Source organism: Enterobacter sp. RHBSTW-00901 (assembly GCF_014103115.1).
GTDB classification, from domain to species: domain Bacteria; phylum Pseudomonadota; class Gammaproteobacteria; order Enterobacterales; family Enterobacteriaceae; genus Enterobacter; species Enterobacter cloacae_P.
In genome coordinates this window covers 4,258,500-4,279,207 of the sequence record NZ_JABXPB010000001.1, presented here as the reverse complement: position 1 = coordinate 4,279,207, position 20,708 = coordinate 4,258,500, and the positions used below count along the sequence as shown (strand labels likewise).

Here is a 20,708-nt window from a genome sequence, read left to right as displayed (position 1 = left end):
GGTTTTTTGCTTTTAGCCGCTTAGTGCGCGTTAACAACCACCCACATTGGCCCCTGGCCTACGGCATAACGCCCTTTCTCTTCCAGCAAGCCCTGCTCACCTTTGATCTCATACAGCGCAATGTGGTGGGATTTCTGTCCCGCCGCAATCAGGTATTTGCCACTGTGATCAATATTAAAGCCGCGCGGCTGGGTTTCCGTTGGCTGGAATCCTTCAATCGCCAGCACGCTACCGTCTTCGGAAACGCTGAACACGGTAATCAGGCTGGAGGTACGGTCGCAGGCATACAGATGACGGCCATCCGGCATGATGTGAATATCTGCCGCCCAGCGGGTGTCAGAGAAGTCAGACGGCATCATATCCAGCGTCTGCACGCACTCAACCTGACCGTTAGGATCTTTCAGCTCCCACACGTCCACAGAGCTGTTCAGCTCATTGACCACGTAGGCATACTGCTGGTTTGGATGGAAGACCATGTGGCGCGGGCCTGCGCCCTCTACGGTGGTCACTTCAGCAGGACTTTGCGCCACCAGATTGCCATCATCGCTCAGGGTAAACAGGCAGATACGATCCTGCTTCAGCGCAGGTACCCACAGAGTGCGGTTGTCCGGAGAGATATTCGCCGAGTGGCAGCCTTCCAGCCCTTCAACCACGTCAACCATTTCTACCGGAATACCGTCTTCCAGACGCGTCACGCTCACGCAACCGGCGTTGTAAGAGCCGCTGAAGACGAAGTGGCCTTTGCGATCGGTGGAGATATGGGTCGGGCTTCCCGGCAAGGGGGCTTCTGCGGTGTAAGTCAGCGCACCATCATCCGGGGAGATACGGTAGGCCAACACGCGAAACTCAGGGCGCACGCCCACGTACAAGAAACGTTTATCCGGGCTGATGACCATCGGCTGAACCTGTCCTGGTACATCAACGACCTGAACCAGCGTGAGTGTCCCCCCGGCATTTAAACGCCAGACGTGGATCTGCTGGCTTTCAGGACTGGCGGTATAAACGGTTTGTTTCATGAATACTCACTCCTCACTGCGCATGAAAGTAGTTAACTTTTGACGGTGAATGCTGAATTGTCGTCGGGAGTTTTGAAGCATCCGCCTCTCGGTGTACCATCCCATCAGAACATAAATTCAATATTAACCCGGAAAAATAAATGACCTCGCGTGTGATTGCTCTGGATTTAGACGGTACCTTACTTACGCCGCAAAAAACCCTTCTTCCCTCTTCCCTTGAAGCGCTCAAACGTGCGCAGGAAGTGGGATATCAACTCCTTATCGTAACGGGTCGACATCACGTTGCCATTCACCCTTTTTATCAGGCACTGGCATTAGATACACCTGCAATTTGCTGCAATGGCACCTACTTGTATGATTATAAAGCAAAAAAGGTTTTAGAGTCCGATCCACTGCCCGTACCTCAGGCTCTGCAGCTGATTGATTTGCTGGATGAACATGCCATTCACGGCCTGATGTATGTGGATAACGCGATGGTGTATGAGCGCCCTACCGGCCACGTGACCCGCACCAACAACTGGGCGTTGTCGCTGCCGGAAGTGCAACGCCCTGTCTTTACTCAGGTGTCCTCCCTGCGCCAGGCGGCCCAGGATGTTGATGCTATCTGGAAATTCGCCCTGACGGATGAAGACACCAGCAAACTGAATGCTTTCACGAAACACGTTGAACAGACACTGGGTCTGGAATGCGAATGGTCCTGGCACGATCAGGTAGATATTGCCCGTAAAGGTAACAGCAAAGGTAAACGTCTGACGCAGTTCGTGGAATCACAGGGCTGGTCGATGCAGGATGTCGTGGCCTTTGGTGACAACTACAACGACATCAGCATGCTGGAAGCCGCCGGGACGGGTGTGGCGATGGGTAACGCAGATGACGCGGTGAAAGCCCGCGCCAACGTGGTAATTGGCGATAACACAACCGACAGCATCGCGCAGTATATCTATAGCCACCTGCTGTAATCAGGTGGTAATGGAAACGCTTTTGATTTGCGCATAGAGCCACAGGCCAGGTTTGATCCCTAACTCATCTCTGGCCCACGGGCTAATGCGCGCCCAGAGCGTCTTGCTGCCCACCTCCAGCTGTACTTCAACCTGACCATTATCATCAAAACACTGCGCAACTTTTGCGCGCAGAATGTTACGGATACTGGTTTGCAGCGGTGGTTGCAGCACAAGGGAAACATCCGACGCCTGAATGCGGATCCGCAGCGCGGACTGCAACGGTTTATCAATCTTATTGACCCACAGATGCTGATCGCCCAGCGCCAGTGCCGTCATGGCGTAGTGCGGGTGATGTTCCAGAACGCTCACCTTCAGGATGCTGCTCTGCTGCTCCTTCGGCAGCCACGGGTGCATCACGCTACTGCCCCACACCTCTTCCAGATTGCCGAACGCCTTCACGCTGCCGTCTTCCAGCACCAGCACTTTGTCTGCCAGATGCAGAATTTCGTCCAGTGAATGGCTGACGTAGAGCATCGGGATATTGATTTCACGCGCCAGACGTTGCAGATACGGCAACAGCTCACGCTTACGCGGCAGATCCAGCGACGCCAGCGGCTCGTCAAGTAGCAGCAGCTCCGGCGCAGTCAGCAGTGCGCGCCCTATCGCCACGCGCTGTTTCTCACCGCCAGAAAGGGAGGAAGGCAGCCGCTCAAGCAACGCTTCAATCCCCAGAAGCGCCACCAGCTTATCAAACTGTGCAGCCATGCTTTTCGCCATGCCGTAGCGCAGATTGCCGCGAACGCTGTAGTGCGGGAATAAGCGGGCATCCTGGAAAACGTAGCCAATGCGGCGTTTATCCGGCGACAGGTAAATTTTGTTTTCCACGTCATTTAAGACGCGGTCATTCAATACAATGCGGCCTGACTGCGGTCGCGTCAGGCCGCTAATAGCATTAATCAGCGAGGTTTTCCCCGCTCCGGAGACGCCGAAAATTGCCGTAATACCGCTCGCGGGCAGCGTTTCGTTAAGCGTCAGGCAGTGGCTTCCCAGCGTCTGGGTGAAATTCAGTTCCAGCATGGCTATTTCCCCATTCGCTCACGGCTGATGCGCGCCAGCCATTCAGACACCAGCAGAGAGCCCAGCGCCAGCACAATCGAAATCACGCACAGCCGCGCCGCTGCACCTTCACCGCCCGGCGTCTGGATCAGGGTATACATGGCCGACGGAATGGTGCGCGTTTCACCGGGAATGTTCGACACAAAAGTAATGGTGGCACCAAACTCCCCGAGCGAACGGGCAAACCCCAGCACCGTACCAACAATAATACCCGGCAGCGTGAGCGGGAGCGTAATGGTGAAAAAGACGCGCCAGCGCCCGGCACCCAGCGTACGGGCCGCCTGTTCGAGCTTAAGATCAACACCTTCCAGCGCCAGGCGAATCGCCCTGACCATCAGCGGGAATGACATCACCGCAGCCGCCAGAACCGCACCACGCCAGCTGAAGGCAAGCGTCAGTCCAAACCAGTCATATAACCATTCACCGATAAACCCACGTCGGCCCATCGAAATTAACAGCAGATAACCGACCACGACGGGCGGCAAGACAAGGGGAAGATGAAGAACACTATCAAGCAGGGCTTTGCCTGGAAATTTACAACGAACCAGTAACCAGGCAAAGAAGATCCCAAAGGGCAAACTCAGCGCTACCGCCAGGGAAGAAACTTTAAGGCTCAGCAGCACAGCCTGCCATTCAGGATCGGTCAATATCATTAGTGAGTCGTGAATCCATAACGTTTAAAGATTGCAGACGCCTGCGGCCCCTTCAGATAGTCACAGAAGGCCGTCACCGTCGCATTTTTATGTCCATCAACAATCGCAACAGGGTATTCCACTTTCTTGTGGGAGTCTTCCGGGAACGTCCCCACCACCTTCACACCTTTGCTGGCAATGGCATCAGAACCGTACACAATCCCCAGCGGGGCTTCGTTACGTTCTACCAGTGCCAGCGCGCCGCGCACGTCTTCAGCCGGAGCCAGTTTCGGGGACAGTGTCTGCCATGCCCCCAGTTTTTGCAGCGCCTCTTTGGCGTAAATTCCCGCCGGAACGTGTTCCGGATCGCCTACCGCCAGACGCCCACCGTTCAGCAGGCGGATCCAGGGAGTGTCTTTGTTGATGGTGATGTCGCCCTGCGTACTGGATTTTGGTGCCACCACAACAAGGCTATTACCCAGCAGCGTTTCACGGGTTGCCGTATCAATGGATTTTTTCTCAGCGGCGTAATCCATCCACTTCTGGTCTGCCGAAATAAACAGATCGGCAGGTGCGCCCGCTTCAATCTGGCGAGCCAGTGTAGAAGACGAAGCAAAAGAGGAGACAACCTCTACGTTCTTCTCTTTCTTGTACTCAGCTGCAATATCCTGCATCGCATTGGTCAGCGACGCCGCCGCAAAGACCGTAATTTTATTTTCATCAGCCAGCGCGTGTCCGGCGAGAGTGAACGTCAGCGTTGCCCCTGCGAAAAGGCGTACCCATGTACGTGCCATTTGTAGCTCCTGTGTGTCGTTATATATTTATAAATATAACGATAACGACAGGGATATCCTAGCGTTAAATCGTACCGATTAATGAGTAAACATATGCGCTACAGAAATAAATATCGGCGAAAGGAAGAAAAACTTGAGAGCAAAACGCCCGGGCAAGCCGGGCGTTTTGTGGGGAATTAATGCTGCTTTTTAGGCTGGTCTCTGTGACCAATGTTCGAAAAGACGTTGAACACTTCACCCAGGCCGTAGATGGCACCGAGGATGATAGCCATCACTACTGGTACCATGATCACGGCGAATACCAGACTTTTCAACAACTCTAACATGGTTTTCTCCAGATATTGTGAATGGCTTATTCTACCCTGAAAAGTGAGAAAAACATCCCCTTTTGTGCGGTGTACTTTGCGCACTACGTCATTTGGGTCACAATACGTTTTTTTGCCAGGACATTGTTATGCAGGCCGAAATCCTCCTCACCCTACGACTTCAGCAGAAGCTTTTCGCCGACCCACGACGTATTGCCCTGCTTAAACAGATAGAACAAACCGGCTCAATTAGCCAGGGTGCTAAGAACGCAGGCATCAGCTATAAAAGCGCCTGGGATGCGATCAACGACATGAACACCCTGAGCGAACAAACGCTGGTTGACAGGGCAACGGGCGGCAAAGGTGGCGGCGGCGCGGTAGTGACCCGTTACGGCCAGCGCCTGATTCAGCTTTACGATCTGCTGGGGCAGATCCAGCAAAAAGCCTTTGATGTACTCAGTGACAACGATAACCTCCCGCTGGATAGCCTGTTGGCGGCCATTTCCCGCTTCTCGTTACAGACCAGCGCCCGCAACCAGTGGTTTGGTACGGTAACGGCACGCGATAATTCCCAGGTGCAGCAGCACATTGAGATATTACTTGCCGATGGCACCACTCGCCTGAAGGCCGCGGTGACGGCACAGAGCGGACAGCGCCTCGGGCTGGATGAAGGCAAAGAGGTGCTGGTTTTGCTCAAGGCACCGTGGGTCAATATCACCCGCAACCCCGAGCGCGCAAAGCACGCGGACAACCAGCTGCACGGCGCAATCAGTCATATTGAACGCGGCGAGGAGCAGTGTGAGGTACTGATGACCCTGCCAGACGGGCAAACGCTTTGCGCGACGGTTCCGGTAAGCGAGGCGAGCGAATTAGAAGAAGGTGCTGTGGTGACCGCATATTTCAACGCCGACCGGGTGATTATCGCCACATTGTGCTAAGCGCATTGACAAGCATGCCGACAGTGAGTATCCCTGACGTCTGTTGCTGCAAAAAATGGGATAAATCATGTCATCATTGCATATTTCGCAAGGCACGTTTCGTCTTAGCGATACCCGAACGCTGACGCTTCCGGATCTGACATTACGTGCGGGTGAAAGCTGGGCGTTTGTGGGAACCAACGGTAGCGGAAAATCGGCGCTGGCCCGCGCGTTAGCCGGAGAGCTGACCCAGCTTAAAGGTGAGCGTCAGTGTAATTTTACCCGGCTAACGCGTCTCTCATTTGAGCAACTGCAAAAACTGGTGAGCGATGAGTGGCAGCGGAATAACACCGATTTACTCAGTCCGGGTGAAGAGGATACAGGCCGCACTACGGCAGAAATTATTCAGGACGACGTGAAAGATAGCGCCCGTTGCCAGCATCTGGCGGAGCAATTTGGGATTACTGCGCTTCTGGAACGGCGCTTCAAATACCTTTCTACTGGCGAGACGCGAAAAACGCTGCTGTGTCAGGCACTAATGAGCGAGCCTGAACTTCTGATCCTTGATGAGCCATTCGACGGGCTGGATGTGCGCTCCCGCGCCCAGCTGGCAACGCTGTTAGGTTCACTCAACCAGCAAGGTTACACCCTTGTGCTGGTGCTTAACCGCTTTGATGAAATCCCTGATTTTATCCAGAACGCAGGCGTGCTGGCCGACTGCAGTCTGACCGAAACCGGTGAAAAAACGGCACTGCTTCAGCAAGCGTTAATTGCCCAGCTGGCGCACAGCGAAAAGCTGGACGGTATTACCCTCCCGGAACCCGATGCCCCTTCGGCCCGACACGGTTTAGACCCCCACCAGCCGCGCATTATGCTGCGTAATGGCGTGGTCTCTTATAACGATCGCCCCATCCTTAACCAGCTGAGCTGGACGGTTAACCCAGGTGAACACTGGCAAATCACCGGCCCTAACGGAGCAGGAAAATCGACGCTGCTGAGTCTTATCACCGGCGATCACCCGCAGGGTTACAGTAACGATCTGACGCTGTTTGGCCGCCGACGCGGAAGCGGTGAAACCATCTGGGATATCAAAATGCACATTGGTTATGTCAGCAGCAGTCTGCATCTGGATTACCGCGTCAGCACCACCGTGCGTAACGTCATCCTGTCAGGGTATTTTGATTCCATCGGCATTTATCAGGCGGTATCGGATAAACAGCACAAGCTGGCGCAGCAATGGCTGGATATTCTGGGGATGGACAACCGGGTCGCTGATGCACCGTTTCATAGCCTGTCGTGGGGCCAGCAACGCCTGGCACTGATTGTTCGCGCGCTGGTGAAACACCCGACCCTGTTGATTCTGGACGAGCCGCTGCAGGGGCTGGATCCGCTTAACCGCCAGCTGATCCGTCGCTTTGTGGACGTTCTCATTGGTGAAGGCGAAACGCAGCTACTGTTTGTTTCACACCATGCTGAAGACGCTCCTGCCTGCATCACTCATCGCCTCGAATTTGTCCCGGACGGTGAACGCTATCACTACCTTCTGAGCAAAATCGATTAATCCGTGGAGGGCTCCGCCCTCCTCTTTTCAGATAACCTGCAGCAATACATCTCTATCTCTTTGATCTAGAATGCGACATATGCGCTAAAAAATGGCTTTGAAAAACAGTGTAAACGATTCCACTAATATATCCCATGTCACACTTTTGACGTCTCTGTTATGCTATGGTTATTACATACCATAAGCCCAATGGAGCGAAATATGCGAGTTCTGGTAACAGGTGGTAGCGGTTACATAGGTAGTCATACCTGCGTGGAGCTGCTGAAAAACGGTCATGATGTCATCATCCTCGACAACCTGTGCAATAGTAAGCGCACCGTGCTGCCCGTGATTGAACGTCTTGGCGGCAAGCAACCTACTTTCGTGGAAGGTGACATCCGTAATGAAGCGTTGATGACCGAAATCCTTCACGACCATGCGATTGAGACCGTGATCCACTTCGCGGGCCTGAAAGCGGTCGGTGAATCGGTAGCGAAACCGCTTGAGTATTATGACAACAACGTCAACGGTACCCTGCGCTTACTCTCCGCCATGCGTGCGGCGAATGTCAAAAACTTTATCTTCAGCTCATCCGCAACCGTCTACGGCGATCAGCCCAAAATTCCTTACGTTGAAAGCTTCCCGACCGGCACACCGCAAAGCCCGTATGGCAAAAGTAAGCTGATGGTGGAACAAATCCTGACCGATCTGCAAAAAGCACAGCCGGAGTGGAGCATCGCCTTGCTGCGCTATTTCAACCCGGTCGGCGCGCATCCATCGGGTGACATGGGGGAAGATCCACAGGGCATTCCAAACAACCTGATGCCGTATATCGCGCAGGTCGCAGTCGGTCGTCGCGACTCACTGGCTATTTTTGGTAATGATTACCCCACCGAAGATGGTACCGGCGTGCGTGATTATATCCACGTCATGGATCTGGCCGATGGCCACGTTGCAGCCATGCAGCAGCTGGCGAACAAACCGGGCGTGCATATTTACAACCTCGGAGCCGGTATCGGCAGCAGCGTGCTGGATGTGGTGAATGCCTTCAGCAAAGCCTGCGGTAAGCCGGTTAGCTATCACTTCGCACCGCGTCGTGATGGCGATCTTCCAGCTTACTGGGCCGATGCAACCAAAGCCGATAAAGAGCTTAACTGGCGTGTTACCCGCACGCTTGATGAAATGGCACAGGATACCTGGCACTGGCAGTCACGCCATCCGCAAGGGTATCCGGACTAAGGATCCGTCATGACTCCATTCAATCCCGTTGATCACCCGCATCGTCGTTTTAACCCATTAAGCGGGCAATGGATTTTGGTCTCTCCACATCGCGCCAAGCGCCCCTGGCAGGGGGCGCAAGAGACGCCTGCGAAACAGACCCTTCCACAGCATGACCCGGACTGCTTCCTGTGTCCGGGCAATACGCGCGTTACGGGAGATAAAAACCCGGACTACAAAGGCACTTACGTTTTCACCAACGATTTTGCGGCCCTGATAACTGATACGCCGGACGCGCCGGAAAGCGATGACCCGCTGATGCGCTGTGAAAGCGCACGCGGTACCAGCCGTGTTATCTGCTTCTCTCCCGATCACAGCAAAACGCTGCCGGAGCTAAGCGTTGACGCCCTGAAAGAGGTCGTCAGTACCTGGCAAACACAAACGGCTGAGCTGGGTCAAACCTATCCGTGGGTACAGGTATTTGAAAATAAAGGCGCAGCGATGGGCTGCTCTAACCCACACCCACACGGTCAGATCTGGGCTAACAGTTTCCTGCCAAACGAAGCTGAGCGTGAAGACCGACTGCAAAAAGACTATTTCGCACAAAACGGTTCGCCAATGCTGGTGGATTACGCCCGGCGTGAGCTGGCCGATGGCAGCCGTACTATTGTCGAGACTGAACACTGGCTGGCGGTGGTACCGTACTGGGCGGCATGGCCGTTTGAAACGCTGCTGCTGCCGAAAGCACACGTTCAGCGCATTACCGATCTCAGCGACGAACAGCGTGACGATCTGGCGCTGGCGCTGAAAAAACTGACCAGCCGTTACGACAATCTGTTCCAGTGCTCCTTCCCGTACTCTATGGGCTGGCACGGCGCACCGTTCAATGGCGAAGAGAATCAGCACTGGCAGCTGCATGCCCATTTCTATCCACCACTGTTGCGCTCTGCAACGGTGCGTAAATTCATGGTGGGTTATGAGATGCTGGCTGAAACCCAGCGTGATCTGACGGCAGAACAGGCAGCAGAGCGCCTGCGTTCCGTTAGCGACGTCCACTATCGCGAATCAGGAGTCTAAAAAAATGAGTCTGAAAGATAAAACACAATCCCTGTTTGCTGAAAAATTCGGCTACCCTGCCACCCACGTTATCCAGGCTCCTGGCCGCGTAAACCTGATCGGGGAACATACCGACTATAACGACGGTTTCGTTCTGCCTTGTGCCATTGATTACCAGACGGTCATCAGCTGCGCAAAGCGCGACGACCGCAAAGTCCGCGTGATTGCCGCCGATTATGGCAATGAAATGGACGAATTTTCACTCGATGCCCCGGTTGTGATGCACGATAGCCAGCAGTGGTCTAACTACGTGCGCGGTGTCGTGAAGCATCTGCAAAAGCGTAACAAGAATTTCGGTGGCGCAGATTTAGTCATCAGCGGCAATGTTCCGCAGGGAGCAGGCTTAAGCTCGTCGGCTTCGCTGGAAGTGGCGGTTGGTACCGTATTCCAGCAGTTGTACCACCTGCCACTGGATGGGGTGCAAATCGCGCTGAACGGTCAGGAAGCAGAAAACCAGTTTGTGGGCTGCAACTGCGGCATTATGGATCAGCTGATCTCCGCGCTGGGTAAAAAAGAGCATGCCCTGCTGATTGATTGCCGCTCGCTGGGAACCAAAGCCGTTCCGCTGCCAAAAGGCGCAGCCGTCGTTATTATCAACAGTAACTTCAAACGCACGCTGGTAGGCAGCGAGTACAACACCCGTCGCGAGCAGTGCGAAACCGGCGCGCGCTTCTTCCAGCAACCGGCCCTGCGTGACGTTTCACTCAATGAATTCAACAAAGTGGCGCACGAGCTGGATCCGGTTGTGGCTAAACGTGTTCGCCACGTGCTAACGGAGAACGCCCGTACCGTTGAAGCGGCTTCCGCGCTGGCAAAAGGCGACCTGAAGCGCATGGGTGAGCTGATGGCGGAATCTCATGCCTCTATGCGCGATGATTTCGAGATCACCGTTCCGCAAATTGACACCCTGGTTGAAATCGTCAAAGCCACCATCGGCGACAAAGGCGGCGTGCGTATGACCGGCGGCGGTTTTGGTGGCTGCATCGTTGCACTGGTGCCGGAAGAACTCGTCCCGACCGTGCAGGACGCCGTCGCGAAACAGTACGAGGCCAAAACTGGCATTAAAGAAACCTTCTATGTCTGCAAAGCATCACAAGGAGCGGGACAGTGCTAAACGAAACGCCAACTCTTGCACCTGATGGACTGCCATATCGCCTGTTAACTCTGCGCAACAGCGCAGGGATGGTGGTGACGCTGATGGACTGGGGTGCAACCCTGCTTTCTGCTCGCGTACCGATGCCTGACGGCAGCGTGCGCGAAACCCTGCTCGGCTGTGCGTCGCCAGAACAGTACGTCAACCAGGCCGCCTTTCTTGGCGCGTCCGTGGGACGCTATGCTAACCGTATCGCGAAAAGCTGTTTTGAACTCGACGGTGTGCGCTACCCGCTTCTCCCTAGCCAGGGAGAAAATCAGCTGCACGGTGGCCCGGAAGGGTTTGATAAGCGTCGCTGGCAGATTGTTCAGCAAAATGACGGTGAGGTGTTGTTCTCGCTGGATTCTCCCGATGGCGATCAGGGTTTCCCGGGGGATCTCTCCGTTTTTGCACGTTTTACGCTGACTGACGATAACCGCATTGCCATTGAGTACCGTGCGACAATCGATAAACCGTGCCCGGTCAACCTGACCAACCACGCTTACTTCAACCTGGACGGTAATCTGTGCGATGTCCGTAACCACAGGCTGCAGATACTGGCGGATGAGTACCTGCCGGTGGATGAAATGGGGATCCCACACCAGGGGCTGAAATCAGTAAACGGTAACAGCTTTGATTTCCGCAATGCGAAAACCATCGCGCAGGATTTTTTGAGCGATGACGATCAGCGCAAGGTGAAAGGCTACGACCACGCTTTCCTGCTGCAGGCAAAAGGCGATGTGAATCAGCCTGCGGCCCAGGTCTGGTCTGCGGATGAGAAGCTGCAAATGACGGTCTACACCACCGCCCCTGCCCTGCAGTTCTATTCGGGTAATTATCTTGGCGGCACAGCGGCACGGGAACATGATGAATACAGCGACTGGCAAGGTCTGGCGCTGGAAAGCGAGTTCCTGCCTGACAGCCCGAACCATCCTGAATGGTCGCAACCGGACTGCATACTGCGTCCGGGTCAAGAGTACGTTAGCGTGACGGAATACCATTTTATTCCTCACTAATCTCCAGCCCTCCCTTCGGAGGGCTTTTTTTATGTCCATCTTGCTGAAAATAGCATCGATTGCAGACAAAATAATAACCCTGGATTCACAAGCATCTTACACTCAGAGACTATTTTCGCTATGGTTAGGGTTAAGCGTTGCCGCTGGCACTGTCACGGCAATATAATGAGAATTGTTATCATTCAATAAAGCTTATGAGGAGTAAGATATGGCTGTAACTAAGCTGGTTCTGGTGCGCCACGGCGAAAGCCAGTGGAACAACGAAAACCGCTTCACCGGTTGGTATGACGTTGATCTGTCCGAGAAAGGCGTAAGCGAAGCGAAAGCAGCAGGTAAACTGCTGAAGGAAGAAGGCTTCAGCTTTGATTTTGCTTACACCTCTGTGCTGAAACGTGCCATCCACACGCTGTGGAACGTACTGGACGAGCTGGATCAGGCCTGGTTGCCGGTTGAGAAATCCTGGAAACTGAACGAACGTCACTACGGTGCGCTGCAGGGTCTGAACAAAGCAGAAACCGCTGAGAAATACGGTGACGAGCAGGTTAAACAGTGGCGTCGCGGCTTCGCGATCACCCCACCAGAACTGACCAAAGACGACGAACGCTTCCCGGGCCACGACCCGCGTTACGCGAAACTGACCGACGCTGAGCTGCCAACAACTGAAAGCCTGGCGCTGACCATCGACCGCGTTGTGCCTTACTGGAACGAAACCATTCTGCCACGTCTGAAAAGCGGTGAGCGCGTGATCATCGCCGCGCACGGTAACTCCCTGCGTGCACTGGTGAAATACCTGGACAACATGGGTGAAGACGAGATCCTCGAACTGAACATCCCAACTGGCGTACCGCTGGTATATGAGTTCGATGAAAACTTCAAACCAATCAAACACTACTACCTGGGTAACGCTGATGAAATCGCTGCTAAAGCGGCGGCAGTAGCGAACCAGGGTAAAGCGAAGTAATTTTCGCCAGACATAAAAAAAGCGTGGAGAAATCCACGCTTTTTTATTTGCGCTGTCAGAATCAGCCGCGACGTGCTTTTACCGCGTTCGCCAGCTGGCGCAGGATGGTGTCGGTATCTTCCCAGCCGATGCATGCATCGGTGACGCTCTTACCGTAAACCAACGGCTCGCTGCCTTCCAGATTCTGGTTACCTTCAACCAGATGGCTTTCAATCATCACCCCAATCACCGCTTTTTCACCCCCGGCGATCTGCTGGCAAACATCTTCACCCACTTCCATCTGCTTTTTAAACTGCTTGCTGGAGTTGGCATGGCTGAAGTCGATCATCACCTGCGGTGACAGACCTGCTTTTTCCAGCCCGACTTTCACTTCAGCCACATGTTTTGCACTGTAGTTCGGCTCTTTACCACCGCGCAGAATAATATGACAGTCGCCGTTACCGCTGGTGTTCACGATGGCAGAGTGGCCCCATTTGGTCACGGACAGGAAGCAGTGCGGTGCCCCGGCAGCATTGATGGCGTCAATGGCTACCTTGATGGTGCCGTCGGTACCGTTTTTAAAACCAACCGGGCAAGAGAGGCCAGACGCCAGCTCGCGGTGAACCTGAGATTCCGTGGTACGCGCACCGATTGCGCCCCAGCTCATCAGGTCGGCCAGGTATTGTGGCGTAATCATATCCAGAAACTCTCCGGCCGCGGGCAGACCGCTGTCGTTGATTTCCAGTAGCAGTTTGCGTGCAATGCGCAGACCGTCGTTAATCTGGAAGCTGTTATCCATGTGCGGATCGTTAATCAGCCCTTTCCAGCCCACCGTGGTACGCGGTTTTTCAAAATAAACGCGCATCACAATTTCCAGCTCGCCTTTTAGCTCTTCACGCAGCGAGATCAATCTGGCTGCGTACTCTTTTGCCGCGGCAGGATCGTGAATAGAGCACGGGCCAATCACCACTAACAGACGATCGTCATTGCCGCGCAGGATCTTGTGGATCGCTTTACGGGCGTGAGACACCGTGTTTGCAGCATTTTCCGTGGCGGGGAATTTTTCAAGGAGTGCGACTGGAGGCAATAACTCATTGATCTCTTTAATGCGTAAATCGTCGTTCTGGTAATTCATCTTCTGTCCGGGCTCTGCCATATTTTGAGTAATGAAAGCAATCCCTTCAATCTATCTCGTCAGCCTGGAAGTGTAAACCGCCTTTTACACCCTCTCCGGCCATTACGCGTAACATAGCGAAAAAGAGGTTTGTGTAACACATTAAAAATTCTACACTTAGCCTAAAAAGAAACGAGGAAAATAGATATGGCGCATTCTCACTCGCACGCCTCCGGGGATGAAAATGCTAAACGCCTGATGCTCGCCTTCGGGGTAACCGCGGTCTTTATGGTTGTCGAAGTGATCGGTGGGATTATCTCTGGCTCATTGGCCTTGCTGGCTGACGCCGGGCACATGCTCACCGATGCCGCAGCCCTGTTCTTCGCTCTGCTGGCCGTTAAGTTCGCCCGTCGCCCGCCCAATGCCCGCCATACGTTTGGCTGGCTCCGGCTTACAACCCTTGCTGCCTTTGTTAACGCGATTGCACTGGTTGTGATCACTATTTTTATTGTCTGGGAGGCCTTCCAGCGTTTCAGGCACCCACAGCCAATTGCCGGGATGACAATGATGGTCATTGCCGTAGCAGGGCTGCTTGCCAATATTCTGGCATTCTGGATTTTGCACCGTGGCAGCGGTGAAAAAAACCTGAACGTCAGGGCGGCGGCGCTGCATGTGCTGGGTGATTTACTCGGCTCTGTCGGGGCAATAGTCGCTGCGCTGGTGATCCTCTATACCGGCTGGACACCCGTCGACCCTATTCTTTCGGTACTGGTATCCTGCCTGGTTCTGCGCAGTGCCTGGCGGTTACTGAAGGAGAGCGTCAATGAGTTACTGGAGGGCGCACCCACTTCAGTGAATATTATCGAGCTAAAACGCAATCTGCGCCGTTCAATCCATGAAGTGAGAAACGTCCACCACGTTCACGTCTGGCTGGTGGGTGAGAAACCTGTCATGACCTTGCACGTTCAGGTCATCCCACCTCATGACCATGATGCGCTGCTTGAACGCATCCATCACTTTCTGGAACATCACTATGAGATTGGCCACGCCACTATCCAGATGGAGTACCAGCCCTGTAACGGACCAGACTGTCATCTGAACGAAGCACAGCCCGGCCATTCACATCACCACCACTAGCTGGAAAGCGCGTGAGAACCCCGCTCACGCGCGCTGTTAATCCACATGCGGCTACCGTTCAGGGCAATGAACGTCAGAAGCAAGTACTCCAGTGACATCGCATAGACCCCCTGCAGGGCAAAGATCACCACGCTAATGACGTTGATGATGACCCACAGCAACCAGTTTTCAACGTATTTACGGGTCATCAGGATCATCGCAGCAATCGACAACACCATCATGGAGGAATCCCAGAACGGGAAGGCATCTGGTTGCAGCACCGGCATCGTGACGTTCAACCCTATACCGGACATGACAGACACCGCGACCCGGGTCAGGAAAGCAAATACCGGGTTGATATAGACAGTCATCAAACCAATGGCGACAACGCAGGCGACAAGCCAGGCGATGGCTTTTGGCAGAGGTAACCAGCGGATCTGCAGCTCTGCCTCCTGCTGACTGTTCTGCCGGGACCATGCGTACCAGCCGTAAATATTCGCCGCGAAGAAGAACAGCTGTAAAAGCAGGCTGGCATATAGCTGGATCTGGAAGAAGATGATGGCAAAGAGCGTGACGTTAATTAACCCGAATGCGTAATTGCTGATCTTCTCAAGGCTTGCCAGCCAGATACAGAGTAACCCGGCCAGCGTGCCAACGGCCTCAATCCATGACAGGTCATAGCCACCCGCACCAATCGGTATATGAACCAGAATGTTCTGTGTGCTAAAAAAATCCATCTTTTCCCCGGGGCCTGTTGAATTAAGTACGTAGTGTAGCCGCAAAATCCAGCATGCGGTTAAGCGGAATTAACGCACCTTCACGCAGGGCGGCATCCACATGGATTTCATGTGCTGCACCACCGGTTTCTAACCCTTCGGCAATCGCTTTCAGGCCATTCATCGCCATCCACGGGCAGTGAGCACAACTGCGGCACGTCGCCCCTTCACCCGCCGTAGGCGCTTCAAGCAGCTCTTTTTCCGGCACGGCCTGCTGCATCTTGTAGAAGATACCGCGATCGGTCGCCACGATGAGCTGCTTATGCGGCAATGTTTTCGCGGCGTTGATTAACTGGCTGGTTGATCCAACGGCATCCGCCATATCGACAATTGATTGTGGCGATTCCGGGTGAACAAGGATGGCCGCTTCCGGGTAGAGCGCCTTCATGCGCGTCAGCGCCTGTGTCTTGAATTCGTCATGCACAATACAGGCACCCTGCCAGCAGAGAACGTCTGCGCCGGTTTGCTTCTGGACATAGCTTCCAAGATGCCGGTCTGGTGCCCAGATGATTTTCTCGCCCAGGCTATCCAGATGCTCAATCAGCTCAACGGCAATACTGGACGTCACCACCCAGTCTGCACGCGCTTTTACCGCTGCAGATGTATTGGCATAGACCACCACAGTACGGTCAGGATGGGCATCGCAGAAGGCGGTAAACGCGTCAATCGGGCAGCCGAGATCAAGTGAACATTCAGCATTAAGCGTCGGCATCAGAATGGTTTTTTCAGGGCTGAGTATTTTTGCCGTTTCGCCCATAAAACGAACGCCCGCCACCAGTAGCGTGGACGCGGGATGTTTTGCACCAAAGCGTGCCATCTCCAGAGAGTCGGAAATGCACCCCCCGGTCTCTTCCGCCAGTTGCTGGATTTCCGGGTCAGTGTAGTAATGTGCCACCATCACGGCATCTCGCTCCTTGAGAAGACGTTTGATCTTCTCACGGTAGAACTGCTTTTCATCCACGGTTAGTGGGACAGGTTTTGGCGGGAAGGGATAGATTGCAGCTTCTGGATCAAACATCACACTCATTATGGCATCTCGTTTTACTGGCTTAACAATATTGCCTTTCTTTTGCATGACATAGCAAAACCGACGGCAATTGTGTTTTGTATACTAAACAAGATAGCGGATATGAGGTGAAAAGTCACCGGAAATAGGTGCGATGAGCATTTGTCGGGTAGCAGCTTTGCCTGACCTGGAAGGTAAAAAAATAAAATTAAACGTACTGATCGACCGTTGGGGAATGCCTTACGACACTCCCCCTCTGATATTAACGCGGACGGTGCAGAGCACCGTGCTGAACGACCTTACCAGAACCTACCAGGCTGTATGATACAGTTCGATAATATCGTTGAAACTCGCTTCCCGTGGGTTACCGCCGGTACATACATCATTAAACGCCGCCTGTGCCAGCCCCAAAATGTCCTCTTTACGTACCCCTACGTCACGCAGGTGGAGGGGAATACCCACGTCACGATTGAGCGCAAAGACGGCATTAACCGCCGCATTACGTGCATCAACAAGGGTCAGGCCTTCCACCTTCACGCCCATCGCTCGCGCAATATCGCGGAACTTATCGCCAGTATATTCGGCATTGTAGCGCATGACATGCGGCAACAATATGGCATTCGCCACGCCGTGCGGGGTGTTATAGAATGCCCCCAGCGGGTGCGCCATGCCATGAACCAGCCCCAATCCAACGTTGGAAAAACCCATCCCGGCAACATACTGACCCAGCGCCATTGCCTCTCCGGCATCCCGTTCACCCGCCACTGAATCGCGCAGCGCCCCGGCAATAATCTCAATGGCCTTGATGTGTAACGCATCTGTTAAGGCCCACGCACCACGGGTGGTATAGCCTTCAATCGCATGGGTCAGCGCATCCACACCGGTTGCCGCTTTCAGCGACGGCGGCATCCCGTCCATCATGTCGGCATCGATAAAAGCGACCTGCGGAATGTCATGTGGATCGACGCAAACAAATTTACGCCGCTTCTCTTCATCAGTGATCACATAGTTAATGGTCACTTCCGCCGCCGTTCCCGCCGTGGTGGGAATTGCCAGAACGGGAACGCTGGGTTTACGCGTTGGCGACAGTCCTTCCAGACTGCGAACATCCGCAAACTCCGGGTTATTGCTGATAATACCAATCGCCTTACAGGTATCCTGCGGCGACCCGCCACCGATGGCGATAAGATAATCTGCGCCGCTGTGCTGAAAAACCTCCAACCCCTCTTTCACGATACCGATCGTCGGATTAGGAAGCACCCCAGAGTAGATATCCCAGACCAGGCCCACCTCGTCCATTTTATCCGTAACCTTCGCTACCACGCCGCACTGCACCAGCGTTTTATCAGTGATAATCAGCGCTTTATGGTAGCCCCTGCGTTTTACTTCATCGCAAAGTGCCGCTACCGCACCCCGGCCAAACCAGGCCGTTTCATTCAGAATCATTCTGTTCGCCATTGCCGTTCTCCTGTTCGCGTTGCGATATCACTCTTCAATACGCAGCCCATAGGTTTTGAATTTTTCCAGCACGATGGCGATAGCCTCATCATCAAGCACCGGCACCGGATCGGTAATCGCCAGCGTACTAAGATAAAGCTGAGCCAATACCTCAACCTCATGCGCCAGCCACAGCGCCTTTTCCAGATTTTCTTCGCAGGCGATTAAACCGTGATGCTGCAACAACGTCGCTTTGCGGTTCCTGAGGACGACGGCCACATATTCTGACAGCTCGCGCGTGCCAAACGTGGCATACGGCGCACAGGGAATAGAATTGCCCCCGGCGGCGGCAATCATGTAATGAATAGCCGGGATAGCACGATTCAGGATAGACACGGCAGTACAGTGCACCGCATGGTTATGCACCACCGCATTGGCATCCGGGCGCGTCTGGTAGGCAGTCATATGGAAACGCCACTCACTGGACGGCAGTTTTCCCTGCTCATGCTGACCATCGGCATCAATATAAACGATGTGTGACTCGGTCAGTTTTTCATAGGGAATACCCGTTGGTGTGATCAGTATCCCCCCCTGATAGCGCACGCTAACGTTGCCAGCTGTTCCCTGATTCAGACCCAGTCGGGTCATCTCCAGGCAGGTATCAATAATCTGCCGAGCCAGTGTATTTCGTTCCATTTGTTACCTCTCTTGATGATTCAATAACACCAACAGAACAACTCATCTTGTTCTGTTGAATTAATCGCTAATCGTGTATTTGCTCACCATCTTCATATTGAATAATCATAAAGAAATTTTTGTAACTTTATTTTGTGATCATCATCAATTAATTACAGATAATCACTCTTCATCCGCCTGATTCATTTCATGAAAAATGACCGCTCTTAATAATATTTAACGAAACGGGCATTTTATCTGTTCACCTGTGGAAAATGCCCGTTTTCGCAGCAATAAATTAAATCGGGCATCCTCTTTGTTGTTTTTAATATTTATTTACTCAAACGGGCATTGTTTTTCATAAATTAAAGTGACAGCAATCACATAAAAATACCGCTTTGTCGTTAAGTGTGACCGCCATCATATTAAATGACCTTTTTTACTCGAAAATGAATTCATGAGTTCATTCCGACCGCCAGATTTAGGCGAGTAAGAAAAAAGAACTCTTCTTTTTTTACGGTCTGATAAGCAAGAATGGCCACACTCTGACGCTTCTGAACCAACGAGGATGTTATGGGAAACACAACAATACAAACGCAGAGTTTTCGTACGGAAAATACCGGACAAGCCCAGCGTTACATTATTCCTTTTGCGTTACTTTGCTCACTATTTTTTCTTTGGGCAGTCGCTAATAACCTGAATGACATTTTATTACCCCAGTTTCAGCAAGCCTTTACCCTGACTAACTTTCAGGCAGGTCTGATTCAATCTGCATTTTATTTCGGCTACTTCGTCATTCCTGTGCCAGCAGGAATACTGATGAAAAAGATGAGCTATAAAGCAGGTATTATTACCGGGTTATTCTTATATGCTTTTGGTGCTGCATTATTCTGGCCTGCCGCAGAAGTCATGAACTATACCCTGTTCCTGATCGGTCTGTTTATTATCGCTGCAGGATTAGGCTGTCTTGAAACCGCTGCTAATCCGTTTGTAACCGTATTAGGCCCTGAGAGTGGTGGTCATTTCCGTCTTAATCTGGCACAAACATTTAACTCCTTTGGCGCTATTATCGCTGTCGTATTTGGACAAAGTCTTATTTTGTCTAACGTGCCACATCAATCTCAGGATGTGCTCGATAAAATGTCGCCAGAACAACTGAGCACCTATAAGCACAGTCTGGTGCTATCCGTACAAACGCCTTACATGATCATCGTGGCAATTGTATTGCTGGTCGCCCTGCTGATTATGTTGACTAAATTCCCGACCCTACAGAGTGACGATCATACCGACAGCACACAGAGCTCATTCGCCTCATCCCTTTCTCGTCTGGTGCGCATCCGCCACTGGCGCTGGGCGGTGCTGGCACAGTTCTGCTACGTCGGCGCACAAACCGCCTGCTGGAGCTATCTGATTCGCTACGCCATTGAAGAGATCCCTGGCATGACGCCTGGGTTCGCCGCCAACTACCTGACCGGCACCATGGTGTGCTTCTTTATCGGTCGCTTTACCGGTACCTGGCTTATCCGCCGCTTCGCACCGCATAAAGTGCTGGCAGCCTATGCTCTGCTCGCCATGCTACTATGCCTGATTTCTGCCTTCACAGGCGGCCATTTCGGCCTGCTGGCGCTGACGCTGTGCAGCACGTTCATGTCGATTCAGTACCCGACCATCTTCTCTTTAGGGATCAAGAATCTGGGTCAGGACACCAAATACGGCTCGTCCTTCATCGTCATGACGATTATCGGCGGCGGCATTGTGACGCCCGTCATGGGCTTCGTCAGCGATGCCGCAGGCAATATTCCAGCAGCCGAGCTGGTTCCAGCCGTATGCTTTGCCGTCATCTTCATCTTTGCCCGTTTCCGTTCGCAGACGGCAACAAATTGAACATTTTTCCGAATAAC

20 protein-coding genes are annotated in these 20,708 nt (G+C 53.1%); 10 read left to right on the top strand and 10 right to left on the bottom strand.

Features of this window, described 5'->3' with window-relative positions:
* Positions 1 to 20: 20 nt before the first annotated feature.
* Positions 21 to 1,016, bottom strand: a complete 996-nt coding sequence (pgl, locus tag HV318_RS20625) for a 6-phosphogluconolactonase (protein WP_182274183.1) — start codon at positions 1,014 to 1,016, stop codon at positions 21 to 23.
* Between the two features lie 140 nt (positions 1,017 to 1,156).
* Between pgl and HV318_RS20620 the strand changes: the two genes are divergently transcribed.
* Positions 1,157 to 1,975: a pyridoxal phosphatase gene (locus HV318_RS20620; RefSeq protein WP_182274182.1), complete on the top strand. Its 819-nt coding sequence runs from the start codon at positions 1,157 to 1,159 to the stop codon at positions 1,973 to 1,975.
* Here the strand turns inward: HV318_RS20620 and modC are convergent, their stop codons facing one another.
* The 4 genes from modC to HV318_RS20600 form a co-directional block, all read right to left on the bottom strand.
* Positions 1,976 to 3,034 (bottom strand): molybdenum ABC transporter ATP-binding protein ModC, encoded by a 1,059-nt coding sequence (gene modC / locus HV318_RS20615; protein ID WP_182274181.1) that lies wholly within the window; start codon positions 3,032 to 3,034, stop codon positions 1,976 to 1,978.
* Positions 3,035 to 3,036: 2 nt separating this feature from the next.
* Complete coding sequence (gene modB, locus HV318_RS20610; RefSeq protein WP_182274180.1) at positions 3,037 to 3,726, bottom strand: molybdate ABC transporter permease subunit; 690 nt, start codon at positions 3,724 to 3,726, stop codon at positions 3,037 to 3,039.
* Positions 3,726 to 4,499, bottom strand: coding sequence for a molybdate ABC transporter substrate-binding protein (gene modA, locus HV318_RS20605; RefSeq protein WP_182274179.1), 774 nt, complete (start codon positions 4,497 to 4,499; stop codon positions 3,726 to 3,728). The genes modB and modA overlap by 1 nt, the downstream gene beginning before the upstream one ends.
* Positions 4,500 to 4,675: 176 nt before the next feature.
* Positions 4,676 to 4,825: an AcrZ family multidrug efflux pump-associated protein gene (locus HV318_RS20600; protein WP_182274178.1), complete on the bottom strand. Its 150-nt coding sequence runs from the start codon at positions 4,823 to 4,825 to the stop codon at positions 4,676 to 4,678.
* Positions 4,826 to 4,953: 128 nt separating this feature from the next.
* On the opposite strand from HV318_RS20600, the gene modE reads away from it, so the two are divergent.
* The 7 genes from modE (at position 4,954) to gpmA (ending at position 12,704) form a co-directional block, all read left to right on the top strand.
* Complete coding sequence (gene modE, locus HV318_RS20595) at positions 4,954 to 5,742, top strand: molybdenum-dependent transcriptional regulator ModE (RefSeq protein WP_182274177.1); 789 nt, start codon at positions 4,954 to 4,956, stop codon at positions 5,740 to 5,742.
* A 67-nt stretch (positions 5,743 to 5,809) separates the two neighbouring features.
* Positions 5,810 to 7,282, top strand: coding sequence for a molybdate ABC transporter ATP-binding protein ModF (modF, locus tag HV318_RS20590; protein WP_182274176.1), 1,473 nt, complete (start codon positions 5,810 to 5,812; stop codon positions 7,280 to 7,282).
* A 201-nt stretch (positions 7,283 to 7,483) separates the two neighbouring features.
* Positions 7,484 to 8,500 carry a UDP-glucose 4-epimerase GalE gene (gene galE / locus HV318_RS20585; RefSeq protein WP_182274175.1) on the top strand — a complete coding sequence of 339 codons (1,017 nt, stop codon included), beginning with the start codon at positions 7,484 to 7,486 and terminating at the stop codon, positions 8,498 to 8,500.
* Positions 8,501 to 8,509: 9 nt separating this feature from the next.
* Positions 8,510 to 9,556, top strand: coding sequence for a galactose-1-phosphate uridylyltransferase (galT, locus tag HV318_RS20580; protein ID WP_182274174.1), 1,047 nt, complete (start codon positions 8,510 to 8,512; stop codon positions 9,554 to 9,556).
* A gap of 4 nt (positions 9,557 to 9,560) precedes the next feature.
* On the top strand, positions 9,561 to 10,709 hold the full coding sequence (galK, locus tag HV318_RS20575) for a galactokinase (protein WP_182274173.1): 1,149 nt from the start codon (positions 9,561 to 9,563) through the stop codon (positions 10,707 to 10,709).
* On the top strand, positions 10,703 to 11,743 hold the full coding sequence (galM, locus tag HV318_RS20570) for a galactose-1-epimerase (RefSeq protein ID WP_182274172.1): 1,041 nt from the start codon (positions 10,703 to 10,705) through the stop codon (positions 11,741 to 11,743). Before galK ends, galM begins: the two co-directional genes overlap by 7 nt.
* Positions 11,744 to 11,951: 208 nt before the next feature.
* The gene (gene gpmA / locus HV318_RS20565; protein ID WP_182274171.1) at positions 11,952 to 12,704 is read left to right on the top strand and encodes a 2,3-diphosphoglycerate-dependent phosphoglycerate mutase; all 753 of its coding nucleotides are present in this window, start codon (positions 11,952 to 11,954) and stop codon (positions 12,702 to 12,704) included.
* 61 nt (positions 12,705 to 12,765) lie between these two features.
* Here gpmA and aroG read toward each other — a convergent pair whose 3' ends face one another.
* On the bottom strand, positions 12,766 to 13,818 hold the full coding sequence (gene aroG / locus HV318_RS20560; RefSeq protein WP_182274170.1) for a 3-deoxy-7-phosphoheptulonate synthase AroG: 1,053 nt from the start codon (positions 13,816 to 13,818) through the stop codon (positions 12,766 to 12,768).
* 186 nt (positions 13,819 to 14,004) lie between these two features.
* Between aroG and zitB the strand changes: the two genes are divergently transcribed.
* Positions 14,005 to 14,934: a CDF family zinc transporter ZitB gene (zitB, locus tag HV318_RS20555; RefSeq protein WP_182274169.1), complete on the top strand. Its 930-nt coding sequence runs from the start codon at positions 14,005 to 14,007 to the stop codon at positions 14,932 to 14,934.
* On the opposite strand, the gene pnuC is transcribed toward zitB, so the two are convergent.
* The 4 genes from pnuC to fucA all read right to left on the bottom strand — a co-directional run bounded on the left by pnuC (position 14,931) and on the right by fucA (position 18,828).
* Positions 14,931 to 15,650, bottom strand: coding sequence for a nicotinamide riboside transporter PnuC (pnuC, locus tag HV318_RS20550; protein ID WP_182274168.1), 720 nt, complete (start codon positions 15,648 to 15,650; stop codon positions 14,931 to 14,933). The genes zitB and pnuC overlap by 4 nt on opposite strands.
* Before the next feature lie 22 nt (positions 15,651 to 15,672).
* The gene (nadA, locus tag HV318_RS20545; protein ID WP_182274167.1) at positions 15,673 to 16,716 is read right to left on the bottom strand and encodes a quinolinate synthase NadA; all 1,044 of its coding nucleotides are present in this window, start codon (positions 16,714 to 16,716) and stop codon (positions 15,673 to 15,675) included.
* Positions 16,717 to 17,004: 288 nt separating this feature from the next.
* Positions 17,005 to 18,153, bottom strand: a complete 1,149-nt coding sequence (gene fucO, locus HV318_RS20540) for a lactaldehyde reductase (RefSeq protein WP_182274166.1) — start codon at positions 18,151 to 18,153, stop codon at positions 17,005 to 17,007.
* A 27-nt stretch (positions 18,154 to 18,180) separates the two neighbouring features.
* The gene (gene fucA, locus HV318_RS20535) at positions 18,181 to 18,828 is read right to left on the bottom strand and encodes an L-fuculose-phosphate aldolase (RefSeq protein WP_182274165.1); all 648 of its coding nucleotides are present in this window, start codon (positions 18,826 to 18,828) and stop codon (positions 18,181 to 18,183) included.
* Positions 18,829 to 19,380: 552 nt separating this feature from the next.
* Between fucA and fucP the strand changes: the two genes are divergently transcribed.
* Positions 19,381 to 20,691: an L-fucose:H+ symporter permease gene (gene fucP / locus HV318_RS20530; RefSeq protein ID WP_182274164.1), complete on the top strand. Its 1,311-nt coding sequence runs from the start codon at positions 19,381 to 19,383 to the stop codon at positions 20,689 to 20,691.
* Positions 20,692 to 20,708 lie beyond the last annotated feature (17 nt).

What these genes read in the sequence shown, in the direction of transcription:
- pgl (WP_182274183.1), bottom strand. Translation starts at nt 1,016, where the DNA reads ATGAAACAAACCGTTTATACCGCCAGTCCTGAAAGCCAGCAGATCCAC.
- gpmA (WP_182274171.1), top strand. Translation starts at nt 11,952, where the DNA reads ATGGCTGTAACTAAGCTGGTTCTGGTGCGCCACGGCGAAAGCCAGTGG.
- galT (WP_182274174.1), top strand. Translation starts at nt 8,510, where the DNA reads ATGACTCCATTCAATCCCGTTGATCACCCGCATCGTCGTTTTAACCCA.
- modC (WP_182274181.1), bottom strand. Translation starts at nt 3,034, where the DNA reads ATGCTGGAACTGAATTTCACCCAGACGCTGGGAAGCCACTGCCTGACG.
- pnuC (WP_182274168.1), bottom strand. Translation starts at nt 15,650, where the DNA reads ATGGATTTTTTTAGCACACAGAACATTCTGGTTCATATACCGATTGGT.
- aroG (WP_182274170.1), bottom strand. Translation starts at nt 13,818, where the DNA reads ATGAATTACCAGAACGACGATTTACGCATTAAAGAGATCAATGAGTTA.
- modB (WP_182274180.1), bottom strand. Translation starts at nt 3,726, where the DNA reads ATGATATTGACCGATCCTGAATGGCAGGCTGTGCTGCTGAGCCTTAAA.
- fucP (WP_182274164.1), top strand. Translation starts at nt 19,381, where the DNA reads ATGGGAAACACAACAATACAAACGCAGAGTTTTCGTACGGAAAATACC.
- galK (WP_182274173.1), top strand. Translation starts at nt 9,561, where the DNA reads ATGAGTCTGAAAGATAAAACACAATCCCTGTTTGCTGAAAAATTCGGC.
- zitB (WP_182274169.1), top strand. Translation starts at nt 14,005, where the DNA reads ATGGCGCATTCTCACTCGCACGCCTCCGGGGATGAAAATGCTAAACGC.
- modE (WP_182274177.1), top strand. Translation starts at nt 4,954, where the DNA reads ATGCAGGCCGAAATCCTCCTCACCCTACGACTTCAGCAGAAGCTTTTC.
- modA (WP_182274179.1), bottom strand. Translation starts at nt 4,499, where the DNA reads ATGGCACGTACATGGGTACGCCTTTTCGCAGGGGCAACGCTGACGTTC.
- fucO (WP_182274166.1), bottom strand. Translation starts at nt 18,153, where the DNA reads ATGGCGAACAGAATGATTCTGAATGAAACGGCCTGGTTTGGCCGGGGT.
- galE (WP_182274175.1), top strand. Translation starts at nt 7,484, where the DNA reads ATGCGAGTTCTGGTAACAGGTGGTAGCGGTTACATAGGTAGTCATACC.
- modF (WP_182274176.1), top strand. Translation starts at nt 5,810, where the DNA reads ATGTCATCATTGCATATTTCGCAAGGCACGTTTCGTCTTAGCGATACC.
- fucA (WP_182274165.1), bottom strand. Translation starts at nt 18,828, where the DNA reads ATGGAACGAAATACACTGGCTCGGCAGATTATTGATACCTGCCTGGAG.
- HV318_RS20620 (WP_182274182.1), top strand. Translation starts at nt 1,157, where the DNA reads ATGACCTCGCGTGTGATTGCTCTGGATTTAGACGGTACCTTACTTACG.
- nadA (WP_182274167.1), bottom strand. Translation starts at nt 16,716, where the DNA reads ATGAGTGTGATGTTTGATCCAGAAGCTGCAATCTATCCCTTCCCGCCA.
- HV318_RS20600 (WP_182274178.1), bottom strand. Translation starts at nt 4,825, where the DNA reads ATGTTAGAGTTGTTGAAAAGTCTGGTATTCGCCGTGATCATGGTACCA.